The sequence below is a fragment of the Glycomyces tritici genome, from assembly GCF_030403505.1.
This window is the reverse complement of the sequence record NZ_JAUEMJ010000002.1, coordinates 443,195-470,128: the sequence shown is the minus strand read 5'-3', so window position 1 is coordinate 470,128 and position 26,934 is coordinate 443,195. Positions and strand designations below refer to the sequence as shown.

The following is a 26,934-nucleotide window of genomic DNA, read 5'->3' as shown; positions in this document are numbered from 1 at the left end:
GCGTCGCTCCCCAGAGAGCGCCTCACCGGCGAATCCAGCGCGGACCTCAGTCCGCGATGTCGCCGTAGATCATGCCGCGACCGTTCGTCGCGATGTAGACGCGGCCGTACACCTGCGGGTCGCCCGAGATCGCCTTCCCCGTCCACGCCCACTGGTTCGCGTCGTCGTTGATCCGCTGCCAGCTGCGGCCCTCATCGGTCGAACGCCAGATCCCGGCCTGCCCGCCCGACTTCGCCGACGCGTAGATCGCCGGGTACCCGCGGCCGCGGCTCTTGCCGAAGCCCACCGCGTCCGCAGTGTCGAAGTCGCGCACCCGCTTCCACGTCGCGCCGCCGTCGGTCGAGCGCCACATCCCGTACACCGGGTCGACCTCGTCGGGAGTGTTCCCGCCGGCCAGCCACAGGTGTCCGCGCTTGCCCGGCACGGCCCGGAAGTCCACGTCGCCCTCCGGCGGCAGTCCCGTCGCGCCGGTGTCGGCGAACTTCCGCGCGCCGTCCCCGCTCGTGTAGAACACCCCGGCGAAGTACGCGTACCAGCGGCTCGCGCGCACCCGGTCGGCGCGCACCTTCGCCCCCGCGGGCAGGCCCTCCACCGGCTTCCACGTCTGGCCGAGGTCGGTGCTGTACACCGGCGCCGTCGTCCCGTTGCCAGGGCTCCACACGATCACCGAGCCGTCCGCGCTCACCGCGACGGTGCCGCCGTTGCCGTCCTTCGCGACGCCTTCGACCCGGGCGGTCGTCAACCAGGTCGCGCCCCGGTCGACGGAGACGGCCACATGGCCGTCCACGTCCCCGTGCACGTCACCAGTACCAACCACAATGGACGGATTCAGGGCCGCGAAGTCCACGCTCCGCCCCGACGACCAGTCCGGGTTCCGGATCTGCTTGCCCGCCTTGCCGAGGTCGTTCTGCACGAACCCGCCGAGGTCGCCCACGGCCGACACGACGGTGCCGCCGAGCGCCGCGATGTCCTGGATCGAGGTCTCCTCGACGCCTTCGGCCCGCACGGCCACGGTGAACCGCTCCACCGGCAGCGCCACCGGATTCCCGGCACCGTCCTCGCCCACGAGCGGGCCCTGCGCGTCCCAGGCCGTCAACTGCTCGGTGCCCCAGATGGTCGCACCGGTGCCCCACATGATCCGGTCCGAGTTGAACGGGTCGATCGACAGCGCGTCGATCATCCAGCCGTGCTTGACCGCGTACTGCGTGCCCTGGTCGCTGTTGCCGAAGGTCAGCCACTCGCTCCCGGAGGCGTCCATGGTGAACCGGTCGGTGCGCTGCTGCGAGCCGTCCGCGCCGGCCACGAGGTCCCAGCTGGTCTCCCAGGTCGCGCCTGAGTCCGTGGAGCGGAACAGGACCTCGTCGGGCCCCCAGTTGTTCTGCGTGGCGGCCATGAGGGTGCCGGGGCGCTGGCGGTCGACGGTGATGCCGCCGAAGCCGGGGATCCGCCCGGCCGGGTTGTAGGCGGGGGTGATGTCGGTCCAGGTGCCGTCGGCGAGGTCGAGGCGCCAGACCGCGCCGCCGTCGCCGGAGGCCGGGCCGCCGTTGTAGGGCCCGGGGTCCCAGCTGGTGACGATGAAGAGGTGGCCGTTGACGTGGTCGATCGCGGCCTGCTTGGGGATGGTCTTGTTGCCGTCCGCGGAGCCGATCGCGGCGGCCCCGGGCACGGGGGCCCAGGTCTGGCCGCGGTCCTCGGAGACGTAGAGCGGGTCGGCGGGGTCGGCGACGCCGACGAAGATCCGGCCGGCCTGGTCGAACTCGACCCAGATGACGCCCTGGTTGTCGTCGGAGTACGGGTTGTTGGGGTCCTGCACGAAGTTCCCCGGGTTCGGGAACGCCTCGACCTCGGCCCAGTTGCGGCCGTGGTCGGTGGAGCGCCAGAGGCCGTTGCCGTTCGGGGTGCCGAGGTAGACCACCGCGTTGTCGGCGGGGTCGACGGCGAGGCGCTCGCCCATGCCGCGGCCGGGCATGTTGCCGCCCTGCTTGAACGGGAGCTCGGCGACGCCCCAGGTGTCGCCGTAGTCGTCCGAGTAGAGGACGGCGCCGTTGTTGGGGTCCCAGTCGTTCGTGTAGGTGCCCACCGCGGCGTAGACGCGGCTGGTCTCGACGGGGTCGGTGGCGACGGAGACGACGCCCGTGTACCCCCACTGGTCCGCGCCGACCCAGTCCAGCAGCGGCTTCCACGTCTGGGTGGGCTCCTGCCAGCGGTACATGCCGCCGATGTCGGTGCGAGCGTAGATGACGTCCGCCTCGGTCTCGTTGAAGACGATGCCGGGGACGTAGCCGCCGCCGTTGATCACGGCGGTGCGCCAGGTGTAGGCGTCTTCGCAGTGGCCGGAGGTCTTCGCGTGGGCCATCGCGGGGACGGCTGTGGTGGCCACGGCGGCCGCGCCGAGAGAGGCGGCGAAGGTGCGTCGTCGCACAGGTGCTCCTAGGGTGGGTTCGGCTGGGGGCCGCCGAAGGATTAGTTTGGAGACCCAACATAACAGGGGTTCGCACCCCCGGCAAGGCGGGCGGAAAAGATTTCCATCCGCCTATACGCACTGCGCAGGGCCGTTCCACGGGCCCCCGAGAGGGCCACTGGACATGGGAGCGCTCTTCCACTAGTGTCGAACCAGGTTGGGGCCGTAGTCGATCGAGCACCCTTCAAGGAGCCCGCCCCATGGGCGCAGCACACCTGCCCGCAGTCCTCCGCCGTCCGGCCGTCCTCTGGACCGCCCTCATCGCGGCGCTCGCCGCCGCGGTGGCCACCGTGCTCGTGGTCGTCCCCGACGACGCGGGCGAGGCCTCCTACCTCGACCCCGACGCGGCCGTCGCCGACCGCGTCGCCGACCTCCTCGGCCGCATGACGATCGAGGAGAAGGTCGGCCAGATGACGCAGGTCGCCGTGCCCGCCATCGAAGGGACCGCCTCGGACATCGCGAATCTCGGCATCGGCTCGCTCCTCAACGGCGGCTCCGACGCCCTCCACGACACGCCCGAGGGCTGGGCCGCGATGATCGACGGCTTCCAGGCCGAGGCGATGGACTCGCGCCTGGGCATCCCGCTCGTCTACGGCCTCGACGCGGTCCACGGCAACGGCGCGCTCCCGGGGGCCGTGGTCTTCCCGCACAACATCGGCCTCGGCGCCGCCCACGACCCCGGGCTCGCCGGCCGGGCCGCCGCGATCACCGCGGCCGAGACCCGCGCGACCGGCGTGCACTGGACGTTCGCGCCGTGCGTGTGCGTGGCCCGCGACAGCCGCTGGGGCCGCACCTACGAGTCCTTCGGCGAGGACCCGGGCCTGGCCGTCGAGTACGCCGGGTCCGTCGTGCAGGGCCTCCAGGGCGACGACCTCGCCGCGGGCACGAGCGTGCTGGCCATGGCCAAGCACTTCGTGGGCGACGGCGGCACCGCCTTCGGCTCCTCGACCACCCCGAACGACCTGCTGCCGCCCGGCGACACGTACCTCCTCGACCAGGGCGTCACCACCCTCACCGAGGAGGAGCTGCGCGCGATCCACTTGGCGCCCTTCAAAGCCGCGGTGGACGCGGGCGTCGGCTCGGTCATGGCCTCGTACTCCTCGACCGACCTGGGCGAGGGGCCGCTGAAGGCCCACGCCGACTCGTACCTCATCAACGACGTCCTCAAGGGCGAGCTCGGCTTCGACGGCTTCGTCGTCTCCGACTGGCAGGGCGTGGACCAGGTGAGCGAGGACTACGCCGAGGCGGTGCGCACCTCGATCAACGCCGGGATCGACATGGTCATGGTGCCGTTCGAGTACCGCCGGTTCATCGACACGCTCGTGGCCGAAGTGGACTCGGGCGGGGTGAGCGAGGAGCGCATCGACGACGCGGTCTCGCGCATCCTCACGCAGAAGTTCGCGCTCGGCCTGTTCGAGCGGCCGTTCACGGACGCCTCCGGCGCCGGCGACATCGGCTCGGCCGAGCACCGCGAGGTGGCCCGCCAGGCCGCCGCCGCGTCCCAGACGCTGCTGCGCAACGACGGCGACCTGCTGCCGCTCGCGGGCGACGAGTCGGTCTACGTCGCCGGTTCGGGCGCGGACTCGCTCGGACGCCAGCTGGGAGGCTGGACCGCCTCCTGGCAGGGCGCCGTCGCGGCGGTCACCGAGGGCACCACCATCCTCGCAGGGCTGCAGGAGGTCGCGCCCGATGCGGCGATCACATACAGCGAGAACGCATCCGAGCCGATCGGCGACGCCGACGTCGGGGTCGTCGTGGTCGCGGAGGACCCGTACGCCGAGGGCGTCGGCGACGCGGGCGCGGGGGAGCACGACATGCGCGTGTCCGATGCGGACGCCGCCGCGATCGCGACGGTCTGCGCCGCAGTCGACTGCGTGGTCATCGTCGTCTCGGGCCGCCCCATCGAGATCACCTCGCACCTCGCGCCGGTCGACGCGCTCGTCGCGGCCTGGCTCCCGGGCAGCGAGGGCGCGGGCGTCGCCGACCCGCTCTTCGGCAGGACGCCCTACGGCGGCCGCCTCCCGGTCACCTGGCCGCGCGCCAACGACCAGGAGCCGATGAACGTCGGCGACGCCGCCTACGATCCGCTGTACCCCTTCGGGTTCGGGCTCCAGACCGCCGTCTGAGGTCAGCGGGAGCGCAAGCCCGCGGTGCGGTAGAGGTCGCGAAGGAGGCAGATCTCCGCGCCGTGGGCCATGACCTCGCGGTTGAGGTGGAGCACGAGGGCGGCCATCGAGTCGTCCGCGAACCAGGCGCCCTTGGGCCCGAGCGGCCGCGCGATCGCCTCGGCGTCGAGTGCGCGCACGCCGTCGCGCCAGTGCGCGTAGGCGGCCTCGAGCATGGCGACCGCGTCGGCGGCCGTGCCGGGCAGCGGGTCGGGCCACAGCCGCAGGTCCCACATGTCCGCGTCCTCAAGGCCCTCATGGGGTCCGAAGAACGCGCGGGCCCGGATGCCGAGCACGTCCCGACCGATGTGGACCATCCGCCACGCGATGGTGGTCACCGGCGGCGGTTCGGGGGCGGGGTCGGCGGTCTCCATCCCGAGCGCGCCGTCCGGGCCGGGCCGCAGGCTCCAGCAGCCCTCGGCCGGCTCCCACAGGTACTCCTCGTCGGTCAGCCCCTCCAGCCTCGGCCGCAGATGGGCGTCCCAGTAGAACTCCATCTGCCCGAGGATCAACGCGTTCCAGTCCACCGTCATGCCCCGACCCTAGGGCAAGGGACCGACGGTCCCCTCGCGGCGACGCACACCCCTCAACCAGTGTTTGAGACTTCGGCCCCCACATTCGAGGCCGCATCAGGTGAAGGTCTCAACTGAAGTTTCAAGGTTATGTTTGAAGCCATGACTCATGATCTTCGCGCCTTCGTCAACGACTCGCACACCCTCGTGGCCCTCGGCGAACCCGACCACCGGGAGCCCGCGTTCGGGGAGATCCGCAACGAGCTGTTCGCGCAGCTCGCCGCGGAGGGCTTCCGCTCCTTCGCGCTCGAATCCGACCGGGTGGCCGCGTTCGCCGTGGACGACTTCGTGCGCCGCGGCGTCGGCTCGCTCGACGCGGTGATGGAAGCGGGCTTCTCGCACGGCTTCGGCGCGCTGCCCGCCAACCGGGCGCTGGTCGCCTGGATGCGGGAGTACAACGCCGAACGGTCCGCCGCGGACCGGCTCTCCTTCCACGGCATCGACGCGCCCTTCGAGTTCACCGCCGAAAGCCCCCGCCGGTGCCTCGAGCACGTCCGCGACTACCTGGGCCTCGACCACGACCTCGCAGGCCTCGCCGGCGACGACGACCGCTGGGGCGGCATGGACGCCGTCACGGACCCGGGCCGCTCGCCCGGCGCCACGCCCGAGGCCGCGCGGCTGCGGGTGATCGCCGACGACATGCTCGCCGCGCTCTACGCCCGTGCGCCCGAACTGATCGCGGCCACCTCGCGCGAGCGGTGGGACCGGGCCCGCGTCCACGCCACCACCGGACTGGGGCTGCTCCGCTACCACAGCCAGGCCGCGCAGCGCCTCGGCGACGAAGAGCGCTGGAGCCGCCTCGGCGGCGTTCGCGACGCCATCATGGCCCAGAACCTCCTCGACATCCGCGACCTCGAGGCCGACCGCGGTCCGACCCTCCTCTACGGGCACAACCTCCACCTCCAGCGGAACCCGAGCCGCATGTCCATGGGCGGCATGGACCTCACCTGGTACGGCACCGGCGCGATCCTCGCGTCCCTGCTCGGCGACAGGTACGCGTGCATCGTCGGCAGCCTCGGCCGCAGCGAGGGCATCGGGCTTCCCGCGCCCGACCCGGGCACGTACGAGGGCCGGCTCCAGGAGCGGATCGACACGTGGGGCCTCATCGCCGCCGCCGACCTTCCCGACGCGGCCGAGCGGACCGACGTCACCTCGCCGCAGGGACCGTTCCCGCTCGACCGGGCGATGCTCGAAGGCGCCGACGCCGTCCTGCACGTGAGCGAGGGCCGGGCCGTGAAGGCGTTATGCCGCGAGGCGGTTGCGCCGGCCCCCGGTCCGCGCGGTCATGCGGGCCGGGATGGGCCGGCGCGACCGGAAGAACTTGAACGGGCTGCTGCTGACCGCCTCCTTGTAGGCGATCGCGGCCTTCCCCTTGAGGTACCAGCGGCCGGGGGTGTCGTCGGGGCGCGTGAACTGGATGACGGCGTCCTTGCGGCCCAGCGACACCGGCTGGTGGAAGTACCCGAACCGGAACGGCTTGGGCGCCTTGCCGTGCAGGCGCCGCGTGATCGACTCGGCGGCGTGCGCGGCCGAGGGGATGCCGCTCTGGCAGGTCCCGTGGATCACGCCGTAGGCCTGGCGGATCGCGGCGGCGTCGCCGATCGCGTAGATCTCCGGGTGCGAGACCGACCGCAGGGTCTCGTCGACGAGGACTCGGCCGGTGTCGTCGGTCGCAATGCCCGCTTCGGCGGCGAGCGGCGGGACGCGGACCCCGGTCGTCCACAGCGTCGTGCCGGTGGGGACGCGCTCGCCGCCTTCGAGCACGACCGCGTCCGGCAGCACCTCGGCCACCTTGACGCCGGTGCGGACCTCCACGCCGAGGCGGTCGAGCGCCCGCATCAGGTGCGCGCGGGCGCCGGGGCCCATCATTGCGCCGGGTTCGCCGCGGCTGAGCAGCCGCACGGTCATGCGCGGGTAGGCCTCGGCGATCTCGGCCGCGGCCTCGATGCCGGTGAGCCCGGCCCCGCACACGGTCAGCACGCCCTCGGGTTCGGCGCGGAGCCGTTCGGCGAGGCGGGGGTCGTCGATGGTGAAGGCGCCCTTCATCTGCTGCGTGGCGCTCCCGATCGCGTAGACCAGCAGGTCGTAGCGCAGTTCCCGCCCGTCGGCGAGCGCCACCGTGCGGGCTTCGGTGTCGACTGAGGCCGCCCACCCTTCGACGAAGCGGATGCCGGCCGGTTCGACGATCGCGGGAATCCGGTGGTCGCCGAGCTCCTGGCCGGCCGCGACCTGGTGCTGGCGCAGCCGCTCGTTGAACCGGTCGGTCGGGTTGAGGAGGGTGACGCGGGCGTCCGTGTTGCGCAGGGCGATGCCGTGGGCGGCCATCATGCCGGTGTAGCCGGCGCCGATAACGAGGATGTCATTCATGCCCCAAGGACGAGATGGCACCGCCGAACGTGAGTTGTAGTGGCCACCGTCACAATGCGCCGAGCTTCTCGGGGTTGCTCACCAGGTGAATCTCCTCGACCACCCCGTCGACCAGGTGCAGCATGATCACGACCGCCGCCGCCCCGGCCGACCGGACCACGATCGCCGGGCCGCCGTTCACCTCCGCGAGCTCCACGCTCGGCGCCTCCGGCATCCGCCCCGCGAACGAGATCAGCGCACCCGCCACCAGCTCCAGGCCCTCGAGCACTCGCCGCGGCGCGGGCGCCAGGCCGCCGCCGTCGCACACCAGCTTCACGTCCGGCGCGAGAATCCCCATCAGCCCCGCCAGATCGCCGCCCGCCGAAGCCTCCAGAAAGGACTCCGCCGCCCGCTTCCGCGTCGCCGGATCGGTGTCGTACCGCCGCCGCCGCGACTCCACGTGCTCACGGGCGCGCATCGCCGTCTGCCGCACCGACGCCTCGCTCCGGTCCAAGATCTCGGCGATCTCCCTGTGCGAGTAGCCGAACGCCTCCCGAAGCACGAACACCGCCCGCTCCAGCGGCGACAACGTCTCCAGCACCAGCAGCATCGCCGACGACACCGTGTCCGCCAGCGCCACATCATCCGCCACGTCACCGCTCGTGAGCACCGGCTCCGGCAACCAAGGGCCCACATAGGACTCGCGCCGCGCCTGCGCGCTCCGCAGCCGGTCGATCGCCAGCCGGGTCGTCACCTTCACCAGGTACGCCGTCGGATCCTCGACCGCCTCCGCGTCGACCCCGCTCCACCGCAGCCACGCCTCCTGGACGATGTCCTCGGCGTCCGTCACCGTCCCCAGCACCCGGTACGCCACCGCCTGCAGCAGCCCCCGCCGGTCCTCAAAGATCTCCACGCCCGCAGCGTAAGCGCCAACCCGCAGCGGGCGCCCGCCCGGTCCTGCGATGCTGGACGCGTGCACACGACGCCCGAACCCGTCACGCCCGAGCCGCGCGCGCCCATCGCCCGCCCCCTGCTCACCCAGTCCTGGCTCGACCTCGCCTTCCTCCACTGGGAAGTGCCCACCGCGACCGTCGCCCGCCTCCTCCCCGCCGGGACCGTCCCCGACACGTTCGAAGGCGCCAGCTACGTCGGCCTCGTCCCCTTCCGCATGTACCGCGTCGGATGGTTCGGCCTCCCCGGCATCCCCTACCTCGGCACCTTCCCCGAGATCAACGTCCGCCTCTACTCGGTGGACCGGCACGGCCGCCGCGGCGTCGTCTTCCGCTCCCTCGACGCCTCCAGGCTCGTGCCCGTGCTCGCCGCCCGCCTCGGCTTCCGCCTGCCCTACGTCTGGTCCCGCATGTCCCTGCGAACCCGCGGCGACACGCGCACCTACACCAGCGCCCGACGCCGGCCCGGACCCCGCGGCGCCCACTGCCGCCTCACCGTCCGCACCGGCGAACCCCTCACGGACCCGACGCCCCTCGAGCACTTCCTCACCGCCCGGTGGGGTCTCCACCACACCGTCGCCGGGCGGCTCCAGTACCTCCCGAACGCCCACCCGCGCTGGCCGCTGCACCGCGCCGAGCTCCTCGAATGCGATGAGAACCTCCTGGCCGCGGCGGGTCTGCCCGTCTCCGGCGGGCCGATGAGCGTCCTCTCGTCGCCGGGCGTCGCGGTGCGCTTCGGTCGACCTGAGCCCGCCTGAGTTCGCTTGCGGGGACTACGATCGGGCCCTTCGAGACCGCGGTGAAGAGGGGCCAATGGCAGACGAGCGACCGATCTCCGACATCAAGGCGCAGTCCCGGGACGAGTCCGGCGGCCGCGTCGCGATCGCCACCCGCGACTTCCTCGTCTGCCTCGACCGGGCCGGGACCGAGTTGTGGCGCTTCGACTTCGGGCCGCGCGAGGACGGTCCGGGCAGCGCGTGGTCCAACTGCCGCTTCTCGCGCGACGGCGCGGTCGTGTGGCTCTACCGGCCCGACATGTACTCCGGGCACGGCCCGGCCGACCGCTGGTTCGCGCTCGACGCCGCGACCGGCGCGATCCTCGGCGACGCCGCCCTGCCCACCGTCGGCGGCCAGGGTGGCCACCACCACCTGCACCCGGACGGCGTGCACGTCCTGCTCGAAGTCGGCTGCGGCCAGGACGGCAGTTACCTCTTCAAGGGACGGATCGACCAGGGCGCCTTGGACTGGGCCCCGTGGCCGGTCGCCGACTCCCCGGATCAGTGCGACCAGCGCATCGCCGCCCTCGCGCCGGACGGTTCCCAGGTGATGGCGTTCGAGTACAACGACACGGCGGTCACCTTCTACGGCTTCCCCTCCGGGGCCGTGCAGTGGCAGATCCCAATGGAGGAGTTCGGTTTCGACCTTGAGGCCGACCAGCTGGAGACGGTCTTCCTCTGGTCGGGCCGGTACGTGGACGACACGACCGCGCTCGTCGAGATGAAGGGCGAGACCGGCGAGATCGAGGAGGGCGCGCCCGACTGGGCGGCCGACGGGCTCGAGGAATGGACGGACTACCGCGCCTACCAGGCCGTCGACCTGATCGAGCGGCGGGTGATCGGACCCGCGGACGCCGCCGGTGCGCACACCGGCCGGCGCCCGCGGTTCGTGCCCGAACCGGGTTAGCCCGGCCCTACCGCCACGGGAGCCCCAGGGACTCGGCGAGCTCCTTCGAGCCGAAGACGATCCTCGCGAAGCGCTTCGGGTCGTTGTTCCTGAACCGCTCCACGATCTGGTCGACGTAGGTGCGGACCGCGTCGTCGTCGACGACCGCCGCATCCGGGATCTCGGCTTTGTACAAGAACATGAGCGACGGCTGCGTCGGTGCGGCCGGCTCCGTCCCCGGGTGCGAGAAGTGGAACAGGAGTGCCGACCGTTCGGTGTTCCACGAGGCGACGCTGCCGAATCGGCACTCCCACTCGGACAGGAGCCCAGGTTCGGCGTGCAGTCGTTCGCGCAGGAGCCTGGCGGCGCGCCGCGCGGGCCATTCCCACGTGAAGTCGGCTGCGGCGCGGGCGATCTCGGCGTCGTAGGCGGCGGCGTCGAACTTGAAGCGCTCCCGGCGCTGCGGGCTGCGGGTGTGCCAGACCTCCCACTCGACGTGTCCGTTGGCCTCGTCGCGCTTGACCTCGGCGCGGAGCGCGCCGCAGCAGCCCTCGGTGCAGTCGGGCTCGGCCAGCTTGACCTCCCGCGGCTCCGCGGTCGCGCGCAGACCGTCTCCCTTGTGGAGGAGGCATTCGGGGCTGCGGGGCATGGCGTACCCGCATGTGCGCGGCATGAGCGGCACGCCGTCGATGAGCAGGTGCGTGCACACGTCGCCGGAACCCGGTGCCGGCACCGCGATCCGGACGGCCAGCCCCGCAGGGAAGTCCTCGGATCGGTCTCGCTGCGCGTCGAGGACCTGCCGGTGCAGCCAGAGCTCCCGGCTGTCCCGGGGGCGCCGCGCCACCACGTTCCGGACCGCCCGCAGTGCACGCGGTGAACCGAGCCACGCGTTGAGCCGCCCGATGGCCTCCCGCCGCCGGCAGGGGGCGTAGCCGAGGAGAGCGGCGGCGCCGTAGCGGATCTCGTCGCGCAGCCACGCCATCGAGAACGGCGTCTCCGACCCGTCGCCCATCAGCAGCGGGTTCTCGGCGGCGGCGCACACCGCTGCGGCGAGCGGCTCGTTCCCCTCGATCCACGTCGGCGTGCCCTGGTAGTCGTCGACCATGCGCAGCAACGTGATCGCCTCGCCGGCCGAGAGCGTCGCCAGGAGCGCGCCGATCTCGGCGCCCGGCGACTTGCCCAGCGCAGCGGAGAAGGTCGTGCGCGCCTCGGCCGGCATCCGGTTGGCGATCGCGAACAGTCGGGACGCGGGCAGCTCCAGCCGCTTGAACGACCTGAGGGCGCTGAACCCGTAGTTTCCGCCGATCAGCGCGAACGTGCTGATGAGGTCGACGTCCTCCGGTTCGGCCGCCCGCTCCATGAGCTGCAGTCCCATGAGGACCTCGGTATCGACGATCCCGTTGTGCAGCAGATGGAGCGCGATCGTCCGAGTCTGCTCGGCCGAGAGTCCGAGGTCGACCGACTCGGGATCGAGCCGCAGCCGCCGGCCGTCGTCGCGCAGCTCCCGGAGCCGTTCGCCGAGCAGTTCGAGGTCGGCGTCCGAGCATGAGGCGGCGGACCGCACCAGGCCGGCCAGCTCCGCCACGGCGGCTTTGAACCGCTGCTTGCGGACTTCGGAACGCTCGCGGTCTCCCGAGCGCCGGCTCGGCAGCAGCTCGCGCCCGCCCGGGCGGGGCTTTTCGATGGCGTCGCGAAGGACCTTGACTTCCGCTGAAGGAAGCGGGCCTTCGGTGAAGCGGCCGCAGAGGTCGCGGACACGCTGGAGAACAGGGACGAGGTCGGGTTCGAGCGCATTGCGCTCGCCGGACCGCGTCATGAACCTTGGGGGCTCGTTTCGTTGAACATCATGCGCGCCAATCTACTCCGTGCCCGCCACCCGCGGCCGTCCCCATGGCGCTCACGCGCCTCACCGCGGGGTGCCGGACACGTACGCCTCGACCAGCGCCAGGTTGTCCTCAATGGGGTTCACGGCGTCGGTGACGAGCCGGTCGAGCGTGAACGGCGGCAGCTCGGCGCGCATGTGCTCGACGTGCGCCCAGTCGATCTCGTGCCAGCCGGGGATGCCCCGGACGCGGCCCTCGACCCGGCTGCGGTGCAGCTCCGTGTCGCTGCAGACGCACTCGACGACGCGCAGCCGCGCCCCGTACTCGGCGGCGATCCCGGCCCAGCGCTCGGCGGTCGCGTCGTCGACCACGCAGTCGGTGATCGCCGACTGCCCCAACCGGAGCTGGCGCACCATCAGCGTCTCCATGAGGCCGTCATGGAGTGCCGAGTACGCCTCGAACTCCAGGTCGTTCAGAACCCCGTGCGGCACCAGCGAGCCCATCAGCCAGTCCGCGGCGAACACCGGCACGCCGGTCGCCCGGCTGAGCAGTTCGGACAGCGTGGTCTTGCCCGTCCCCGGCAGCCCGGTGAACACGACGACCTGCGGATCCGACCCGTTCCCATACCCCATCGGCAGCCTCCCGATCTTCATGCCGCCCACCGAAAGAGCGGCGTACAGCGATCCTCCCGCACGCGCGGCCCCGGCGCCGCCCCGGACCCTTGCGCCCGGGGCGCAGAATGGGCGGACCTACCGTTCGAACGGGGAACCGATGCGCGTCCTGCTCTCGACCTACGGTTCGCGCGGCGACGTCGAACCGATGGCCGCCCTCGCGGTGCGCCTGCGCGCGCTCGGTGCGACCGCGATCGTGTGCGCGCCCCCCGACCCCGAGTTCGCGCGGCTGCTCGCGGACGCCGACGTGCCGGCAGCCCCCGCCGGGGACGCCGTGCGGCCCCTGGTCACCGGCACCGGGCCACCGCCCGTGCGCGACTTCACGGCGCGGACCGCCGCGGTCCTCGCCGAGCAGTTCGACCGGATCTCCACGGCCGCAGCAGGATGCGACGCGATCGTCGCCACGGGCATGTTCCCCGTCGCCGCCGCGGCCCGGACCGCCGCCGACGCACTCGGCCTCCGCTACCACCACGTCAGCTTTCAGCCGACGCTCCTGCCCTCACTGCACCACCCGCCGCCCGAACGGCCCGGCCGGCCCCTCCCGCCCGGCGTCACCGACAACCGGGAGCTGTGGGCCCACGACGCCGCCAGCATGCACGCCCTCTACGGCGAGCCCGTCAACCGGCTCAGGGCCGCGAACGGCCTGGCGCCCTTGGGATGCGTCCGCGACCACGTCCACACCGCGCACCCCTGGCTCGCGACCGACCCCGTGCTCAGCCCCCGGCACCCCCGCGACCTCGGCGCCGTGCAGACCGGCGCCTGGATCCTCCCCGACCCCCGCCCGCTCACCCCCGAACTGGAGGCCTTCCTCGACGCCGGGCCCCCACCGGTCTACATCGGATTCGGCAGCATCCCCATGCGCCCCAGCGAAAGCGTCGCCCGCATCGCCGTAGGCGCCGCCCGCAGGAACGGCCTGCGCGTCATCCTCGCCAGCGGCTGGGCCGGCCTCGCCCCGATCGACGACCACGACGACTGCATCGCCGTCGACGACGTCAACCAGCAGACGCTCTTCCCGAGAACGGCCGCCGTCGTCCACCACGGCGGCGCCGGCACCACCGCCACCGCCGCCATCGCCGGGACCCCGCAAGTGGTCCTCCCGCAGATCGTCGACCAGCCCTACTGGGCCCGCCGCGTCGCCGAACTCGGCATCGGCGCCGCCCACCGCGGCCCGAACCTCACCACCCGGTCACTCGCCGCCGCCATCACCACCGCCCTCACCGCCGAAACCCGCGAACGCGCCACCGCCACAGCCGGGGCGATCCGCACCGACGGCGCGGCCACCGCCGCCGCACTCCTCACCGCCTGAAACGCGCTCAGGACACCGCCGTGCACGGCACCGAACCGGGCAGATCGGCGCCGTCATCGGTCGCCGCCTGGAACCCCGCGACCGCGTTCTCCTCCGGATCGAGCCGGCCGTTCCAGTCCTCACTGCCGTACCGGCCGTCGCCGAGCTCGCGCATGTTCCAGTGGTGGTAGATGTCCACATCCCGCAGATCCAGGTCGATCTCCCACGCCTCCAACGCGACACCGCCCGAACTCACCACCTCGATCTGCACCTCGACCGAGTCGTCCCACTCCTTCTCGACCGACAGACTCGCCGTGCACGCCGCCGCCGCGCTCTCCTCACCCGCAGCCGACGTGACCTCCTCCGACGGCGACGGCGACGGGCTCGCGCTCGTCGGCGCCTCCGAAGACGCCGCCGCACTGGACTCCGAAGGCGACTCGACCGCCGCACTCGAAGCGTGCACCGAAGCCACTGCACCCGAAGGACTCGCACCTTCCGGAACGGACAACGTCTCCAAACCCTCGACCACACTCACCGGATCACGGTCGGGATCATCGCCGGACACCACGAACTGCCACAAGGCGACCGCCGCCGCGACCGCCGACACCCCGCCCAGCACCTGCAGCAGACGGCCGTGCAAGCGACCACGCCCACCAGGCGAATCGCCAAGCGCGCCACCAGCCTCGTCCATCACCACCGCCTTCCCCACCGGACCGCGTCGCGGGACCGGGACGGTGGACCCGCGCCGGACCGCGACGTTCAGCCTACCCGGGCCGACCCTCCCGAACGGTCCGCGCCGATTCGCCCCGATACCCCCTGCTCTGCCACCAAGAGCTGGTATTTCATCTGAAAAAACCGTCCCTGCACGACCAACCCCGCCGCACGGCGGCTACCGAGTGTTCCCCTCCGGACACCGCACCCCGCCCACCTACACTGCACCCATGAGCAAGGCGCCCGAACACGACCCCGCCCAGGACCGCCCCGACGTCCGCAGCCCCCGGCACCACGCCGTCGGCCTGCCCGCCGTGGCCAACTCGATCCGCGTCGTCGGCGCCCAAGCCGGCGCCAAACGCGGCCTCCCCCTCCTGCGCGACGTCAACCAGACCGGCGGCTTCGACTGCCCCGGCTGCGCCTGGCCCGAACCCGGCCACCGCCACCCCGCCGAATTCTGCGAGAACGGCGCCAAAGCCGTCGCCGAAGAAGGCACCCGCCGCCGCGTCGACCCCGACTTCTTCACCGCCCACGCCGTCACCGACCTCGCCGAGAAATCCGGCTACTGGCTCGGCCAGCAAGGCCGCCTCACCCAGCCCCTGCACCTCGCCGAGCACGCCACCCACTACGAACCCATCACCTGGGACGACGCCTTCGCCCTCATCGCCGCCGAACTCGCCGACCTCGACACCCCCGACGCCGCCGCGTTCTACACCTCAGGCCGCACCAGCAACGAAGCCGCATTCCTCTACCAGCTCTTCGCCCGCCGACTCGGCACCAACAACCTCCCCGACTGCTCCAACATGTGCCACGAGTCCTCCGGCTCCGCCCTCGCCGAGACCATCGGCATCGGCAAAGGCAGCGTCACCCTCGACGACCTCTACCAGGCCGACCTCATCATCGTCGCCGGCCAGAACCCCGGCACCAACCATCCCCGCATGCTCACCGCCCTCGAGAAGGCCAAACACGCCGGCGCCCGCATCGCCACCGTCAACCCCCTCCCCGAAGCCGGCATGCAGCGCTTCAAGAACCCCCAGACCGCCCGCGGCCTCGCCGGACGCGGCACCGACCTCACCGACCTGTTCCTCCAGATCAAAGTCGGCGGCGACCTCGCCCTCTTCAGCATCCTCAACCGCATGATCCTGCGCGCCGCCGCCACCGACCCCGCCGCCGTCGACCGCGACTTCATCGACACCCACACGCACGGCTTCGCGGCCTTCGCCGCCCACCACGGCGCCGACGACCCCGATGGCGACGCCGCCGCGCTGGCCGACGCGGTCGAGCGCACCGGCATCCCGGCGGCCGAGATCGAACGGCTCCTCGCGATGGTCCTGGCCGCGGACAAGATCGTGGTGTGCTGGGCGATGGGCCTGACCCAGCACCAGCACGCCGTGCCCACGATCCGCGAGGTCGTCGCGTTCCTGCTCCTGCGCGGGAACATCGGGCGCCCGGGCGCGGGCGTCTGCCCGGTGCGCGGGCACTCGAACGTCCAGGGGGACCGGACGATGGGCATCTGGGAACGCATGCCCGACCGGTTCCTCGACGCCCTCGGCACGGAGTTCGACTTCGCGCCGCCGCGCGACCACGGCCTCGACACCGTGGGGACGATCCGCGCGATGCGCGACGGCCGGGTGCGGGTGTTCTTCGCGATGGGCGGCAACTTCGTCGCGGCCACGCCCGACACGGCCGCGACCGAGGCGGCCATGCGCGGCTGCCGCCTGACGGTGCACGTCTCGACCAAGCTCAACCGCTCGCACGCGGTGACCGGGGCGCGGGCGCTCATCCTGCCGGCGCTCGGCCGCACCGACGTCGACGCGCCCGGCGGGCGCGAGCAGTTCGTCACCGTCGAGGACTCGATGGGCATCGTGCACGCCTCGCGCGGCAGCGTCCCGCCCTTGAGCCCGGGCATGCGCTCGGAGATCGCGATCGTGGCCGGGCTCGCCCGCGCCGTGCTCGGGCCGGACGACACCGTGCCCTGGGAGGAGTTCGCCCTCGACTACGACCTGATCCGCGACCGGATCGAGCGGGTCGTGCCCGGTTTCGCGGACTACAACGCGCGCGCCCGCGTCCCCGGCGGGTTCTCACTGCCGCACGCGCCGCGCGACGGACGTGTGTTCCCCACGGCCACAGGCAAAGCGAACTTCACGGTGAACCCGGTGACCTCGCCTGAGGCGGGGCCGGGGCGGCTGCTGCTCCAGACCCTGCGCAGCCATGACCAGTTCAACACCACGATCTACGGGCTCGACGACCGCTACCGGGGCATTCACCACGGCCGCCGGGTCGTGCTGGTCAACCCCGAGGACGCGGCCGCGCTCGGCCTGGCGGACGGCGCGTTCTGCGACCTGGTGAGCGAGTGGTCCGACGGGGACCGGCGCGCCCCGCATTTCAGGATCGTCCACTACCCGACGGCGCGCGGCTGCGCCGCCGCGTACTTCCCGGAGACGAACGTGCTCGTGCCGCTCGACTCGGTCGCCGAGACCAGCAACACCCCCACCTCGAAATCGATCGTGGTGCGCTTCGAACCCGACAGCGGCGAGCCGGGCGGGGCCGCGCGATCCTGAGCTGATCAGAGGCCTTCTGGGGCCCCTCCCCTCCCCACCCCGCCCACCCTAAGTCTCGCCGGCCTTCGAGCCGGCTCGTGCCGACTCGCGAACGCACCTTCCGGGATCCGCCCGGCCGTGAGTTCGGACCTCCTTCCTCGCCGTTCGCGGCCCGCCGCGCTATACAAGCCAGTAGAGCTCACCGAACCTGAAGGGGAGCTGAAGTCACCTGAAGGGAACCTGAAGCCCGATGGGCCGCGTCACCGTCCGCCGCAAGACCACCCGCATCGCCGGGGAGCACCGATCCGAGCGGGTCGACACGCTCGCCGTCGAAGAACCCCTCGAACTGCGGGTCGGGGGCGAATCGCTGCAGGTCACCATGCGCACCCCCGGCGACGACTTCGACCTCGCGGCCGGGTTCCTCCTCGCCGAGGGCGTGATCACCAGGCCCCGCGACATTGTGACCATGCGCTACTGCGCCGGGGCCGACGCGAACGGCGAGCAGACCTACAACCTCCTCGACATCGTGCTCGCCGCCGACGTCGCGGCCCCGCCGAAGTCGGCCAAACGCAACACCACGGTCACCTCGGCCTGCGGGGTGTGCGGGAAGGACAGCCTGGAGGACGTCCGCACGAAGGCCGCGTGGAGCGTCGCCGAGGACGACACCGCGGTCAGCGCCGAGGTCCTCGCGTCCCTCCCCGACCGGCTCCGCAAAGCGCAGAAGATCTTCGACCGCACCGGCGGCCTCCACGCCGCGGGCCTGTTCACCGCCGACGGCGACCTCATCACCGCCAAGGAGGACGTGGGCCGCCACAACGCGGTCGACAAGGTCATCGGCCAGGCGCTCCAGGAGGGCCGGGTCCCGTTGCGGGGCAACGTGCTCGCGGTGTCGGGCCGCGCCTCCTTCGAGCTCGTCCAGAAGGCGGTCATGGCCGGGATCCCCGTGCTGGCGGCGGTCTCGGCCCCGTCGTCGCTCGCGGCGGACCTCGCCGAGGAGTCCGGGCTGACCCTTGCGGGCTTCGTACGTGAGGACACCATGAACCTCTACGCCCGGCCCGATCGCATCACCTGACCCTCCGGTAACCGCCCTCGCGGCGTGTCATCACCATTTGCTACTCGTGGGTAACTAATCTCTCGGTCAGGACGACACCTGAACGGGGGCACCATGGGCAACCAATCGAAGCCGCGCAACTGCAAGCGGCAGCACCGAACCCGAGTGGTACTGGACGAAGCGGAGATCCGGCGCCGCCTGTCGAAGCCCAAGCGGCCCACGCTCGCCGAGCAGTACGCCGAGGCGACCGACGCGGCCCAGCGCGAACGCTTCTACGCCGAGGCGACCGACAGGGACCGGCAGTGGCGCGCCACCGCTGCGGCGAACAGCCTCAGTGCCCTGCCGCCGCCTCGCAGGCCTGATACGAGGGTCTGGGTCACCCAGCCGATCCTGCGCATCCGCGGCTGGACCGACGCCGCCATCCGGGACTTCCTCCCCGCGCCTGAGTGCCACAGATCCAACCCTCATGAGCAGGCGCGCCGCCCGATGCCGTTGTGGAGCGCGGTCACCGTCGCCCGCGCCGAATCGACCGCCGCCTGGCGGCAGTGGCTCCGCGCCTCGCTGGACCGCCGCGGTCTGACTCTGCGCGATCTGGCGAACTCGGCCAGGGGCGCTGAGTTCCGTAAGCGGGTGCGAACTGCCCACGCCGCCATCGCCGCGGCCAAGCGGGCCGCGCCCGAGCCCCGAAGCCGGTGACCGGAGTCGCCCGGCGGGCGCCGTGTCCGCCGGGCGGCACTGGAGGGGCCGCAGCGACGCGATCGATCGGGTGAGCGCTTCGCCCCGGTATGCGCGATTGGTTTCGGAAATCCCCTGCGCTTGTGTGCGAGGTTCCGGGCGAGATCTAATATTTACGTACGTCAATATTAACTGCGGTCGGTGCCGCGGGCCCGCATTCGGTGTGCTCGCGGGGCCGCCGCGGTTCCGGTTGCGGGCGCGCCGAAGCAGTCGCGCCCGAACGAAGGAGCTCAGCTCATGGAAGCCACTCGAAGTCGAAACCGGCGCCTCGGCGCCGTCGGATTGGCGGTGGGGGCCGTCCTGGCCGCGTCCGTCGCAGTGGTGGCGGCAGTCCCGGTATCTGCCGCCGCATGCGACGCCGTCCAGTACGCCATCACCTCCCAATGGGGCACCGGCCACAACGCCGCAGTGTCCATCAAGGCCGGATCGGAGTCCATCAACGGTTGGAAGGTCGAGTTCGACCTCCCGTCCGGCTCCTCCGTCCAGAACGCCTGGAACGTCGACCACACCCAGTCCGGCGCCCACTTCACCGGCGAGGACGTCGGCTGGAACGCCCAGATCGGCGCCGGCCAGACCAAAGAGGTCTTCGGCCTCACCGTGACCGGCACCGGCACCGTCCCCACCGGCTTCAAGGTCAACGGGGTCGCATGCGGCGGCACCAGCACCCCGACCGAGACCCCCAGCGAACCCGAGCCCACCGGAGAACCCCAGCAGCAGAAGCAGACCCGCACGCCCGCCTTCCTCATCGAAGCCGGCGCCTCCACGAGCAACTACGTCGAGTCCGCGAACTTCACCGTCCGCTGGGGCGACGCCGTCGACGCCGTCGCCTGGGGCCGTCAGCACGGCTACGACGACTACCCCCGGTGGGTCGCGAACCACATGGAGGAGATCTACGACTTCTACGTCGAGGACGTCGGCTTCGTCGACCCCGCCGACCACGCCGCCGGTTCCCGCTACCGCATCAACATCTACCTGTGCGGCACCTGGTCGAACGGGTTCCTCCCGCCCGCGAACTGGGCCGGGCCCGACGACGCCGGCGTCGGCCACATGTGCCTGCCCTACGACAAGACCTGGGACGACTGGGTCGAATCCCACGAGTTCAACCACATCATGCAGTCGTATGCCAGCGACATCAACGCCGACAACGGGAACGGCGGCGGCTGGGGACACGGCAACCCCGTCGCGGGCCCGGTCTGGGAGGCCCACGCCAACTACATGGCCCGCATGCAGCGGCCCGAGGTCGTCCTCGGCTCCGGCTACTACCCCGACCGCCAGCACTTCCGCTGGCTCGCCCAGGAGACCTACTACGGCGACTGGCTCATGTTCGACACCATCGCCGAGCTCTACGGCGCCGAAGCGGTGGACCGGCTCTGGTACGAGGCCAGGCAGGGCGAGCACCCGATCGACACGATCAAGCGCGTCCTCCAACTCGACCATCAGGAGTTCGCGACCCTCATCGGCGAGATGACCTCCCGCCAGGTCGTGTACGACTTCGACCAGGGCGCGGCCATGCGCACCGACCTGTGGCGCGGCGGCGCCTACCGCCCGCTCCACACCGACCCGCTCACCAGCCTCGGCTCGAACCGCTACCGGATCGCCGGCACCGATGCGCCGCACCAGTACGGGCACAACACGATCCGCCTCAACCCGACCGCGAGCACCGTCGGCGTCCAGCTCACCGGCGCCTCCGGCCTCGCCGGAGCCGACTGGCGCTTCCGCCTCGTCGCGGTCAAGGCCGACTTCTCGGTCCGCTACAGCCCGCTGCTCGCACCGGGCCAGACCGCGAACTTCTCGCTCCAGAGCGGGGAGACCCACATGATGCTCGTCGTCGCCGCCACACCGTCCCAGCACCGCAACTACACGATGTGGCAGACCGGCGTCGGCGACCCCTTCCCCTACGAACTCACGATCACCGGCGCCACCCCGTCCTGAGCACTGGAACCGTTCGGGGAAGTCGCGTCCGCCTCCGTCTCGCTACAGTGGATCCCTCGCTGTAGCCAGACGGAGGCGCAGTGTTATGTACGCAGTTCTGGATGTGGAGACGACCGGTCAGCGCAACGGACAGGCGCCGTTCATCCGGGCTGCCCGGTGAGCGCAGGGTTCGGCGGTGAGTCCGGGAGACGCAGCTCCGACAGGTCGTGACCAAAGCCAGCGGACCAGCCCTCCACCGTCCGCGTCCTTCTCTCGAACGTTTCAATGCAGCCAGATGCTGCAACCGTCGCCGGCCTCGACGCGTGTCGATGAGGCCGGTACCTCCGGCACCCCCTGTACCGCACCCCTCATTGACAACAGAAACAAGGAAATCCATGACCTCCCCGAACCCCACGCGGCGAGCCCTCGCCGGTGCGGGCGCCGCGCTCACCGTGGCCGCCTTCGCAGTCGGCCTCACCGCCGCCCCTGCCCAAGCCCAGGATCAGCTCGACGTCCAAGCCTGGGCCGAGCCCTGGGAGACCTCCGACTTCTATGTCGGCTGGACCGAGGAGACCGAGTCGCAGCAGGCGCGGCTCGTGGTCGAGACCGGCGGCGGCGCCGATGACGAGGTCCTCGAGAACCTCCATATCGAGTTCGGCCTCTCGGACCAGTCCCAGGGCACCACGTTCGTGACCGAAGACCCGGCGTGCATCGCCGAAGGCGCGACCCTCGACTGCAATTTCGCCGACCAGAACGCCAACTCGTACTTCGATATCCGGTTCGACGTGCTCCCCGGTCCCGGAGTCGTCGCCAACGAGCAGGTCGACTGGCTGATGACCGTGGAGCCCGGCGGGTACGCGCCCGCCGAGATCCCCGGCAGGTGGAAGTTCCTGGCCCCCGACGACGCGGAGTGGGACTACTCCGTGAACGCGAGCGACTTCGAGGACGTCGCGGCCGGCGACACCGTCACCCCCGAGATCGAGTTCGCGAACACCGGCGAGACCACGATCCGCGGCGTGATCTTCAGCTACTGGAGCGACACCCCGCACCTCTCGGTCGCCTCGGAGTACAGCAACTGCGGCATCTACCGTGAAGACGAAGTGATGTGCGCGTTCCCCGAGCTCACGCCGGCACCGGGCGAGGTCTACGAGCTCTCCGCCGACTCGCCGATCAGCGTGACCCTCGGTGCGAACGTGCCCGGCCCGATGGAGTTCCGCCAGGGCTTCCACGTCTCACCGCTCGACGGCTGGGGTCAGCACTACCTCGATGAAGTCGAATTCTTCGACGCCGACCAGGAGCTCGTCTTCGAGCCGACCGACCGCACCGAGATCGAGGAGGGGTCCTCGCAGTCCATCATCGTCTCGGCGGCCAACCCGTTCGACGTGGCGGTCGCGGGCCAGCGCATCGACGGCGAAGCCGGCGCGGACGCCACGATCCCCGTCGTCATCGAGAACCTCGGCCCGGCAGATGGCCTCGCCCGAGCGCACCCCGGTTCCGGCGAGGGCCGCTTCAACATCGCGATCCAGCTCCCCACCGGTGTCGAAGCGACCGGCTTCAACGAGTACGGCTACATCGAGCTGGACGGCACCTTCTGCAACAGCATGGAGCTTCGGGAGTGGACGGTCGACCCGGCCGTCTACGGACTCGAGCGCGTCGACGTCATGTGCGACGGCCCCGACACCCTGCGGGTCGGTGAGGAGCTCGCGTTCGACCTCCCCGTGATCGTGACCGACGCGAAGTCCTCGACCGACGGTCTCATCTCGGTCATGGAAGACGCCGACACCTGGGACTTCACCGGATTCGAAGAGCACTGGGGCCTCACCGAGGCCGACTTCCCGACGATCGACGGCGACCTGGAGAACAACGTCGCCGCCCTGAGCCTCAACGCCGCCGTACCCGGTGGCGGTAGCGGCTCGGAGCAGCTGCCGACCACGGGCGTCCCGCTCACGGTCGTCGGCGTGACGGCCGCTGCGGTGCTCGCTGCGGGTGTGGTCGTGTTCGCGCTCCTGCGCCGCCGCAAGGCTGCCGCTAGCTGGTAGTCGGCTTGCGGCGCAACGGTATTGGGTGATGCGGGGCCCGGCCATTCGGCCGGGCCCCGCGCATATCGGTCCGGTCGTGCGGGCGGGCCCCATCGGCTCGGCCGTGCGGCGGGACACCCGCAGCTTCGGCTCGGCCGAGAAGGGGGCCCGCAACCTGGGTTCGACCCCATGGTCGGCTCTCACGCCATCGGATGGGCCGCGGTCTCGGCTACCGAGCGGGCCGTCCGCGGTGGATCGAAGCGGGGGAGCGGACGGGGTGACCGTGTTACGGTCGAGGTCATCCCCTCATCGGGTCCGATCGCATTCTCCAAGAAGCAGGCCCGCCATGACGCACGACGACTCCGCCTTCATCGCCTCCGGACTGGAAGTGCTCAAGCGGTACGCCTCCCAGGGCGCGACGCTCTCCTACGACGACCTGCACCGCGAACTCGGCCACCCGTTCGGGGACGACGCCTCCGAGCGAATTGGGAAGCTCTGCGACGCCATCACCGTCTTCCACTCCCGAGCTACCGGGCTGCAGCTCATGATCTCCGTCCTGGTCCGCGACGGCGATACGGGACTTCCCCGAGACGAGTTCTTCGCTCTGGCCGCAGGCCTCGGACGCCTGGCCGCGACCGATGCGATCGACGCCAGGCGCGCGTTCGTGGACGCCCAGGAGCGGCGGGTCTTCATGGTCTTCCGCCCCACGAAGGCCTCGACCTCCGGCTTCGCGCCCAACCACTGACCCCGGCCGCCCACCCGCCGACCGGACCGGCGCTGCAACCGACCGTCTGCTGCACCGCCGACCTACGAGCGTGTCTCAGTCGGCTTGGAGTTCCGGGGGGCGAGTCGCTTTCCGCCGAACGGCATGGCCGCGGGGCCCCTGCGGTGCTGGAAACTCGACATTCCCGCAGTAGCGCCGCCGGGGCTGCGCAGCCGCCGAGATGCGATCGAACTGCTACCGCTCGCATACCAGCATCCGATCCTGGTCTTGGTCGACGCGATCGCCTTGACTGCTCCCGGATTCCCGCTCCAGGTGGTTTCGCTCGGGGAGTCGCCGGGGATGAGTGGGCGCGCCCGAGAGGCGCCGACCCGCTCGTCAGGGGCGCCAGGCCGGGTCGCGTCCGGTGAGGGCGATCAGGCGGTCCTGCGGGGAGGCGCCGGCGGGGAGTTCGACGACGGGGGCGTAGACGCCCTCGCGGGCGGACTGGTCGTCGGCGTCCTGGCCGGTGAAGGCGGTGAGGGTCTCGATCACGTCCGGGTCGAGGGCGTAAGGGCGGCCGGTGGCGGCGGCCAGGTCCCAGCCGTGGACCGCGACCTCGTTCAGGGCGACGAGGCCCATGACGGAGGCCGGGAGCGTCACGCCGCCCGCGAGGGCCTCGCCCTCCCAGGCGGACGGCTCGCTCCAGGCGTCGGCGAGTTCGCCCAAGCGCTGCTTGAGCTCGTCGCGCCACCCGGGTTCGAGGCTCGTCGGCGGCTCGCCCGGCGGGGCGTCGTTGTGGGGGCCGGTCTCGCCGCGGGCGGCGGCGGTGAAGGCGAGGCTCAGGCCGGTCAGGTGGTTGAGCAGCTGCGCCTGCGTGTAGTGACCGCACGGGGTGGCGTCTCCGAGGCCCTCGTCCCGCACCTGGTCCACGAGCGAGGCCACCTGGTCGGTCACCGTTTTGAAGTCGATCATCCGTCTGCTCCTTCGATGGTTCTCGAATGGAGACGACGCGCACCGCTCGAATTCATCGGGCAAAGGGCCGGGGCCCGCGGCAGTCGCCGCGGGCCCCGGTTCCATCGGAGGGTCAGGGTGTGGAAATGGCCGGGAACGGGTAGCTCGTGACGTCGCTGCCGATGTAGAAGCTCGGATGCGGCGGCTGGTTGTACGCCGTGTTCTGCCAGGCGATCGCCACGCGGTACTGCGGGTCGTGCATCAGCGTGGCGATGCGCAGGTTCGTGGTCGAAGGCGTGGCGTAGATGCGCAGCGCGCTGTTGTCGCTGGTGCGCCAGACGACCTCTTCGCGCCAGTCGCCGAACAGGTCGGCCGAGAGGCCCGGTGTGGCCTTCGTGCCGTTGTTGGACGCGACGCCGGAGGCCGAGAGGGCCGTGCCGGACGGGTAGTTGGTGATCTGGGTGCCGTCGAGCAGCTCGCGCTCGCCGTCACCGTCCCACCACGAGACGAAGTTGGTCGAGGCCGGCTTCGCGCCGATGTTCGACCCCGAGGCGTTGAGCAGGCCGTTCGCGTTCAGCGACCAGAACTCGGCGCCTGCGTTGCTCCCCAGCACGTTCGCGGCCACGCCGCGGCCGTTGTCCCCGCTCGCGGGCGTCTGGAAGAGGATCGCGCCGTTCGACGCGTTGAGGCTCGACGAGGGCTGGCTGCCGCTCTCGTGGACCATGAACACCTCCTGGCCGGCGCGGCTCGGCACGAAGTCGCTCACGTGCAGCGCGTCGCCGTGGCCGAACCTGGTGTTGTACAGCGCCTGGCCGTTCGAGCCGACCGCCATCGCCCCGTAGACGATGTCCTGGCGGCCGTCGCCGTTCAGGTCGGCGACCGAGAGGCTGTGCGCCCCCTGCCCGGTGTACTGGCTGCCGGCGCTGTTGGAGTCGAACACCCAGCGCGAGACCAGGTCCGTGCCGTTGAAGTCCACGGTCCAGATGACGCTGCGCGTGTAGTAGCCGCGCGCGAACACCATGCTCGGGTGCTGACCGTCCAGATAGGCCGTTCCGGCCAGGAAGCGGTCGACGCGGTTCCCGTAGTTGTCGCCCCAGTCGTTCACAGTCCCGCGGGCGGGCTGGTAGTTGATCGTGTCGAGCACGGCCCCGTTGGCGCCGTTGAAGATCGTCAGGTACTCCGGTCCGGTGAGGATGTAGCCGCCGCTGTTGCGGTGGTCGGCGCTCCCGTTGCCGATGACCTGCCCGGTGCCCGAGACCGTGGCGTCGGCGGTCTTCATGGCGATCTCCGCGTCGCCGTCCGAGTCGTAGTCGTACACCTGGAACTGCGTGTAGTGCGCCCCGGCTCTGATGTTGCGGCCCAGGTCGATCCGCCACAGCCGCTGGCCGTTGAGCTTGTACGCGTCGATGTAGACGTTCCCGGTGTAGCCCGACTGCGAGTTGTCCTTGGCGTTGCTCGGGTCCCACTTGACGAGGTACTCGTATTGCCCATCCCCGTCGAGGTCGCCCACGCTCATGTCGTTGGCGTTGTAGGTGTACGCCTCGCCCGAGGGGGTCGTGCCGCCCGCGGGCCGCTGGATCGGGATGTCCTTGTAGCCGCTGGCGTTGAAGACCGCCTCGGCCCCGGTCGGGGTGCCGACGGTGCCGCCGTTGACGGCCGCGACGGTGTACGTGCCGCTCCCTCCCGCGTCGAGGTAGTTGGTGGCGCCGGTGATCGGGGTGCTGTTGAGCAGGGTCCCGTTGCGGTACACGTTGAACGCCGTGTTGGCGGCGTCGGTGCCGAGGAGCCGCCAGCTGACGAGGCTGCCGCCGCCGGACGGCACCACGGTGACCCCGCGGCCGAGGTCCTCCATGATCGGCCCGGTCTGGGCCGTGCCGCCGTCGGTGAGCTCGACGTAGTCGATGTTCGCCAGGCCCGCGGCGGCGGTGGCTTCGAGGCGGACGGTGTTGCTTCCGGCGTTCACCGGGATCGTGACGGTCTTGGTGGACCAGGTGGTCCAGGCGCCGGTCGCGGCGAACGTGCTCGCCGACTGCACGGTGGCGCCGTTGACCACGATGTTCGCCGAGCGGGTGTCGGTGCCGCCGTGGGCGTACCGGATCGCCAGGGTGGCGGTTCCGGCGCTCGCGGCATTCACGGTGAACTGGGACGAGGCCCCGACCGCGTTGTCGGAGTTGCAGAACCCTGAGCCGGAGTACCCGGCGTGGTTCGTGTCGACGGTGCCGGTGCAGACGGCGGGGGCGCTCTCGGCCTCGTAGCGGACGGTGGCCGCGTTCGCATCGGTCATCGCGATCATCGTCGCCGCGGCGGCGACCAGGCCTATGGCCGCGGCCGCCGGGGCTCGCAGGCGCCCGGCCCGTCGAGCGGTGGACTCGTTCATGG

The 26,934-nt window shown here is 71.4% G+C and carries 19 protein-coding genes and 1 pseudogene; 11 read left to right on the top strand and 9 right to left on the bottom strand.

Annotation, left to right across the window (positions count from 1 at the left end; all coding sequences use genetic code 11):
* Window positions 1-46: 46 nt before the first annotated feature.
* A complete protein-coding gene (locus QWI33_RS07370; RefSeq protein ID WP_289956409.1) occupies window positions 47-2,422 on the bottom strand; it encodes a sialidase family protein in 2,376 nt (791 codons plus the stop codon).
* Between the two features lie 239 nt (window positions 2,423-2,661).
* Here QWI33_RS07370 and QWI33_RS07365 point away from each other — a divergent pair, with 239 nt between their 5' ends.
* Entirely contained in the window at window positions 2,662-4,587 is a 1,926-nt protein-coding gene (locus tag QWI33_RS07365; protein ID WP_289956408.1) for a glycoside hydrolase family 3 protein, read from the top strand.
* Between the two features lie 2 nt (window positions 4,588-4,589).
* Here the strand turns inward: QWI33_RS07365 and QWI33_RS07360 are convergent, their stop codons facing one another.
* The gene (locus tag QWI33_RS07360; RefSeq protein WP_289956406.1) at window positions 4,590-5,159 is read right to left on the bottom strand and encodes a DinB family protein; all 570 of its coding nucleotides are present in this window, start codon (window positions 5,157-5,159) and stop codon (window positions 4,590-4,592) included.
* A 129-nt stretch (window positions 5,160-5,288) separates the two neighbouring features.
* Here QWI33_RS07360 and QWI33_RS07355 point away from each other — a divergent pair.
* Window positions 5,289-6,221: pseudogene (locus tag QWI33_RS07355) on the top strand (erythromycin esterase family protein); the annotation flags it as partial.
* A gap of 219 nt (window positions 6,222-6,440) precedes the next feature.
* On the opposite strand, the gene QWI33_RS07350 reads toward QWI33_RS07355, so the two are convergent.
* Window positions 6,441-7,565 (bottom strand): NAD(P)/FAD-dependent oxidoreductase, encoded by a 1,125-nt coding sequence (locus tag QWI33_RS07350; protein ID WP_289956404.1) that lies wholly within the window; start codon window positions 7,563-7,565, stop codon window positions 6,441-6,443.
* A 49-nt stretch (window positions 7,566-7,614) separates the two neighbouring features.
* Complete coding sequence (gene sigJ / locus QWI33_RS07345; RefSeq protein ID WP_289956402.1) at window positions 7,615-8,457, bottom strand: RNA polymerase sigma factor SigJ; 843 nt, start codon at window positions 8,455-8,457, stop codon at window positions 7,615-7,617.
* Window positions 8,458-8,517: 60 nt separating this feature from the next.
* On the opposite strand from sigJ, the gene QWI33_RS07340 reads away from it, so the two are divergent.
* Both QWI33_RS07340 and QWI33_RS07335 read left to right on the top strand, forming a co-directional pair.
* Entirely contained in the window at window positions 8,518-9,252 is a 735-nt protein-coding gene (locus QWI33_RS07340) for a YqjF family protein (protein WP_289956400.1), read from the top strand.
* Window positions 9,253-9,307: 55 nt separating this feature from the next.
* Window positions 9,308-10,177, top strand: a complete 870-nt coding sequence (locus QWI33_RS07335; RefSeq protein WP_289956399.1) for a hypothetical protein — start codon at window positions 9,308-9,310, stop codon at window positions 10,175-10,177.
* Between the two features lie 7 nt (window positions 10,178-10,184).
* Here the strand turns inward: QWI33_RS07335 and QWI33_RS07330 are convergent, their stop codons facing one another.
* Window positions 10,185-11,972, bottom strand: a complete 1,788-nt coding sequence (locus QWI33_RS07330) for a hypothetical protein (protein WP_289956397.1) — start codon at window positions 11,970-11,972, stop codon at window positions 10,185-10,187.
* 90 nt (window positions 11,973-12,062) lie between these two features.
* Entirely contained in the window at window positions 12,063-12,632 is a 570-nt protein-coding gene (locus QWI33_RS07325; RefSeq protein ID WP_289956395.1) for a P-loop nucleotide/nucleoside kinase family protein, read from the bottom strand.
* A gap of 118 nt (window positions 12,633-12,750) precedes the next feature.
* Here QWI33_RS07325 and QWI33_RS07320 point away from each other — a divergent pair, with 118 nt between their 5' ends.
* A complete protein-coding gene (locus QWI33_RS07320) occupies window positions 12,751-13,956 on the top strand; it encodes a glycosyltransferase (RefSeq protein ID WP_289956393.1) in 1,206 nt (401 codons plus the stop codon).
* A gap of 7 nt (window positions 13,957-13,963) precedes the next feature.
* Here QWI33_RS07320 and QWI33_RS07315 read toward each other — a convergent pair whose 3' ends face one another.
* A complete protein-coding gene (locus QWI33_RS07315; RefSeq protein WP_289956391.1) occupies window positions 13,964-14,626 on the bottom strand; it encodes a cellulose binding domain-containing protein in 663 nt (220 codons plus the stop codon).
* A 250-nt stretch (window positions 14,627-14,876) separates the two neighbouring features.
* On the opposite strand from QWI33_RS07315, the gene QWI33_RS07310 reads away from it, so the two are divergent.
* From QWI33_RS07310 to QWI33_RS07285, 6 genes are all read left to right on the top strand, one after another.
* Window positions 14,877-17,207, top strand: a complete 2,331-nt coding sequence (locus QWI33_RS07310) for an FdhF/YdeP family oxidoreductase (RefSeq protein WP_289956388.1) — start codon at window positions 14,877-14,879, stop codon at window positions 17,205-17,207.
* 229 nt (window positions 17,208-17,436) lie between these two features.
* On the top strand, window positions 17,437-18,258 hold the full coding sequence (gene fdhD, locus QWI33_RS07305; RefSeq protein WP_289956386.1) for a formate dehydrogenase accessory sulfurtransferase FdhD: 822 nt from the start codon (window positions 17,437-17,439) through the stop codon (window positions 18,256-18,258).
* A gap of 93 nt (window positions 18,259-18,351) precedes the next feature.
* On the top strand, window positions 18,352-18,933 hold the full coding sequence (locus QWI33_RS07300) for a hypothetical protein (protein ID WP_289956385.1): 582 nt from the start codon (window positions 18,352-18,354) through the stop codon (window positions 18,931-18,933).
* 276 nt (window positions 18,934-19,209) lie between these two features.
* The gene (locus QWI33_RS07295) at window positions 19,210-20,904 is read left to right on the top strand and encodes a DUF6055 domain-containing protein (protein ID WP_289956383.1); all 1,695 of its coding nucleotides are present in this window, start codon (window positions 19,210-19,212) and stop codon (window positions 20,902-20,904) included.
* A gap of 374 nt (window positions 20,905-21,278) precedes the next feature.
* The gene (locus tag QWI33_RS07290; RefSeq protein WP_289956382.1) at window positions 21,279-22,922 is read left to right on the top strand and encodes a COG1361 family protein; all 1,644 of its coding nucleotides are present in this window, start codon (window positions 21,279-21,281) and stop codon (window positions 22,920-22,922) included.
* A gap of 325 nt (window positions 22,923-23,247) precedes the next feature.
* Window positions 23,248-23,646, top strand: coding sequence for a hypothetical protein (locus tag QWI33_RS07285; RefSeq protein ID WP_289956381.1), 399 nt, complete (start codon window positions 23,248-23,250; stop codon window positions 23,644-23,646).
* Window positions 23,647-24,000: 354 nt separating this feature from the next.
* Here the strand turns inward: QWI33_RS07285 and QWI33_RS07280 are convergent, their stop codons facing one another.
* Window positions 24,001-24,576: a TIGR03086 family metal-binding protein gene (locus QWI33_RS07280; RefSeq protein ID WP_289956380.1), complete on the bottom strand. Its 576-nt coding sequence runs from the start codon at window positions 24,574-24,576 to the stop codon at window positions 24,001-24,003.
* Window positions 24,577-24,688: 112 nt separating this feature from the next.
* On the bottom strand, window positions 24,689-26,932 hold the full coding sequence (locus tag QWI33_RS07275) for a rhamnogalacturonan lyase family protein (RefSeq protein WP_289956377.1): 2,244 nt from the start codon (window positions 26,930-26,932) through the stop codon (window positions 24,689-24,691).
* Window positions 26,933-26,934 lie beyond the last annotated feature (2 nt).

What these genes read in the sequence shown, in the direction of transcription:
- fdhD (WP_289956386.1), top strand. Translation starts at nt 17,437, where the DNA reads ATGGGCCGCGTCACCGTCCGCCGCAAGACCACCCGCATCGCCGGGGAG.
- QWI33_RS07285 (WP_289956381.1), top strand. Translation starts at nt 23,248, where the DNA reads ATGACGCACGACGACTCCGCCTTCATCGCCTCCGGACTGGAAGTGCTC.
- QWI33_RS07280 (WP_289956380.1), bottom strand. Translation starts at nt 24,576, where the DNA reads ATGATCGACTTCAAAACGGTGACCGACCAGGTGGCCTCGCTCGTGGAC.
- QWI33_RS07350 (WP_289956404.1), bottom strand. Translation starts at nt 7,565, where the DNA reads ATGAATGACATCCTCGTTATCGGCGCCGGCTACACCGGCATGATGGCC.
- QWI33_RS07275 (WP_289956377.1), bottom strand. Translation starts at nt 26,932, where the DNA reads ATGAACGAGTCCACCGCTCGACGGGCCGGGCGCCTGCGAGCCCCGGCG.
- QWI33_RS07330 (WP_289956397.1), bottom strand. Translation starts at nt 11,972, where the DNA reads ATGACGCGGTCCGGCGAGCGCAATGCGCTCGAACCCGACCTCGTCCCT.
- QWI33_RS07320 (WP_289956393.1), top strand. Translation starts at nt 12,751, where the DNA reads ATGCGCGTCCTGCTCTCGACCTACGGTTCGCGCGGCGACGTCGAACCG.
- QWI33_RS07290 (WP_289956382.1), top strand. Translation starts at nt 21,279, where the DNA reads ATGACCTCCCCGAACCCCACGCGGCGAGCCCTCGCCGGTGCGGGCGCC.
- QWI33_RS07360 (WP_289956406.1), bottom strand. Translation starts at nt 5,159, where the DNA reads ATGACGGTGGACTGGAACGCGTTGATCCTCGGGCAGATGGAGTTCTAC.
- QWI33_RS07315 (WP_289956391.1), bottom strand. Translation starts at nt 14,626, where the DNA reads ATGGACGAGGCTGGTGGCGCGCTTGGCGATTCGCCTGGTGGGCGTGGT.
- QWI33_RS07335 (WP_289956399.1), top strand. Translation starts at nt 9,308, where the DNA reads ATGGCAGACGAGCGACCGATCTCCGACATCAAGGCGCAGTCCCGGGAC.
- QWI33_RS07300 (WP_289956385.1), top strand. Translation starts at nt 18,352, where the DNA reads ATGGGCAACCAATCGAAGCCGCGCAACTGCAAGCGGCAGCACCGAACC.
- QWI33_RS07325 (WP_289956395.1), bottom strand. Translation starts at nt 12,632, where the DNA reads ATGAAGATCGGGAGGCTGCCGATGGGGTATGGGAACGGGTCGGATCCG.
- QWI33_RS07365 (WP_289956408.1), top strand. Translation starts at nt 2,662, where the DNA reads ATGGGCGCAGCACACCTGCCCGCAGTCCTCCGCCGTCCGGCCGTCCTC.
- QWI33_RS07295 (WP_289956383.1), top strand. Translation starts at nt 19,210, where the DNA reads ATGGAAGCCACTCGAAGTCGAAACCGGCGCCTCGGCGCCGTCGGATTG.
- QWI33_RS07310 (WP_289956388.1), top strand. Translation starts at nt 14,877, where the DNA reads ATGAGCAAGGCGCCCGAACACGACCCCGCCCAGGACCGCCCCGACGTC.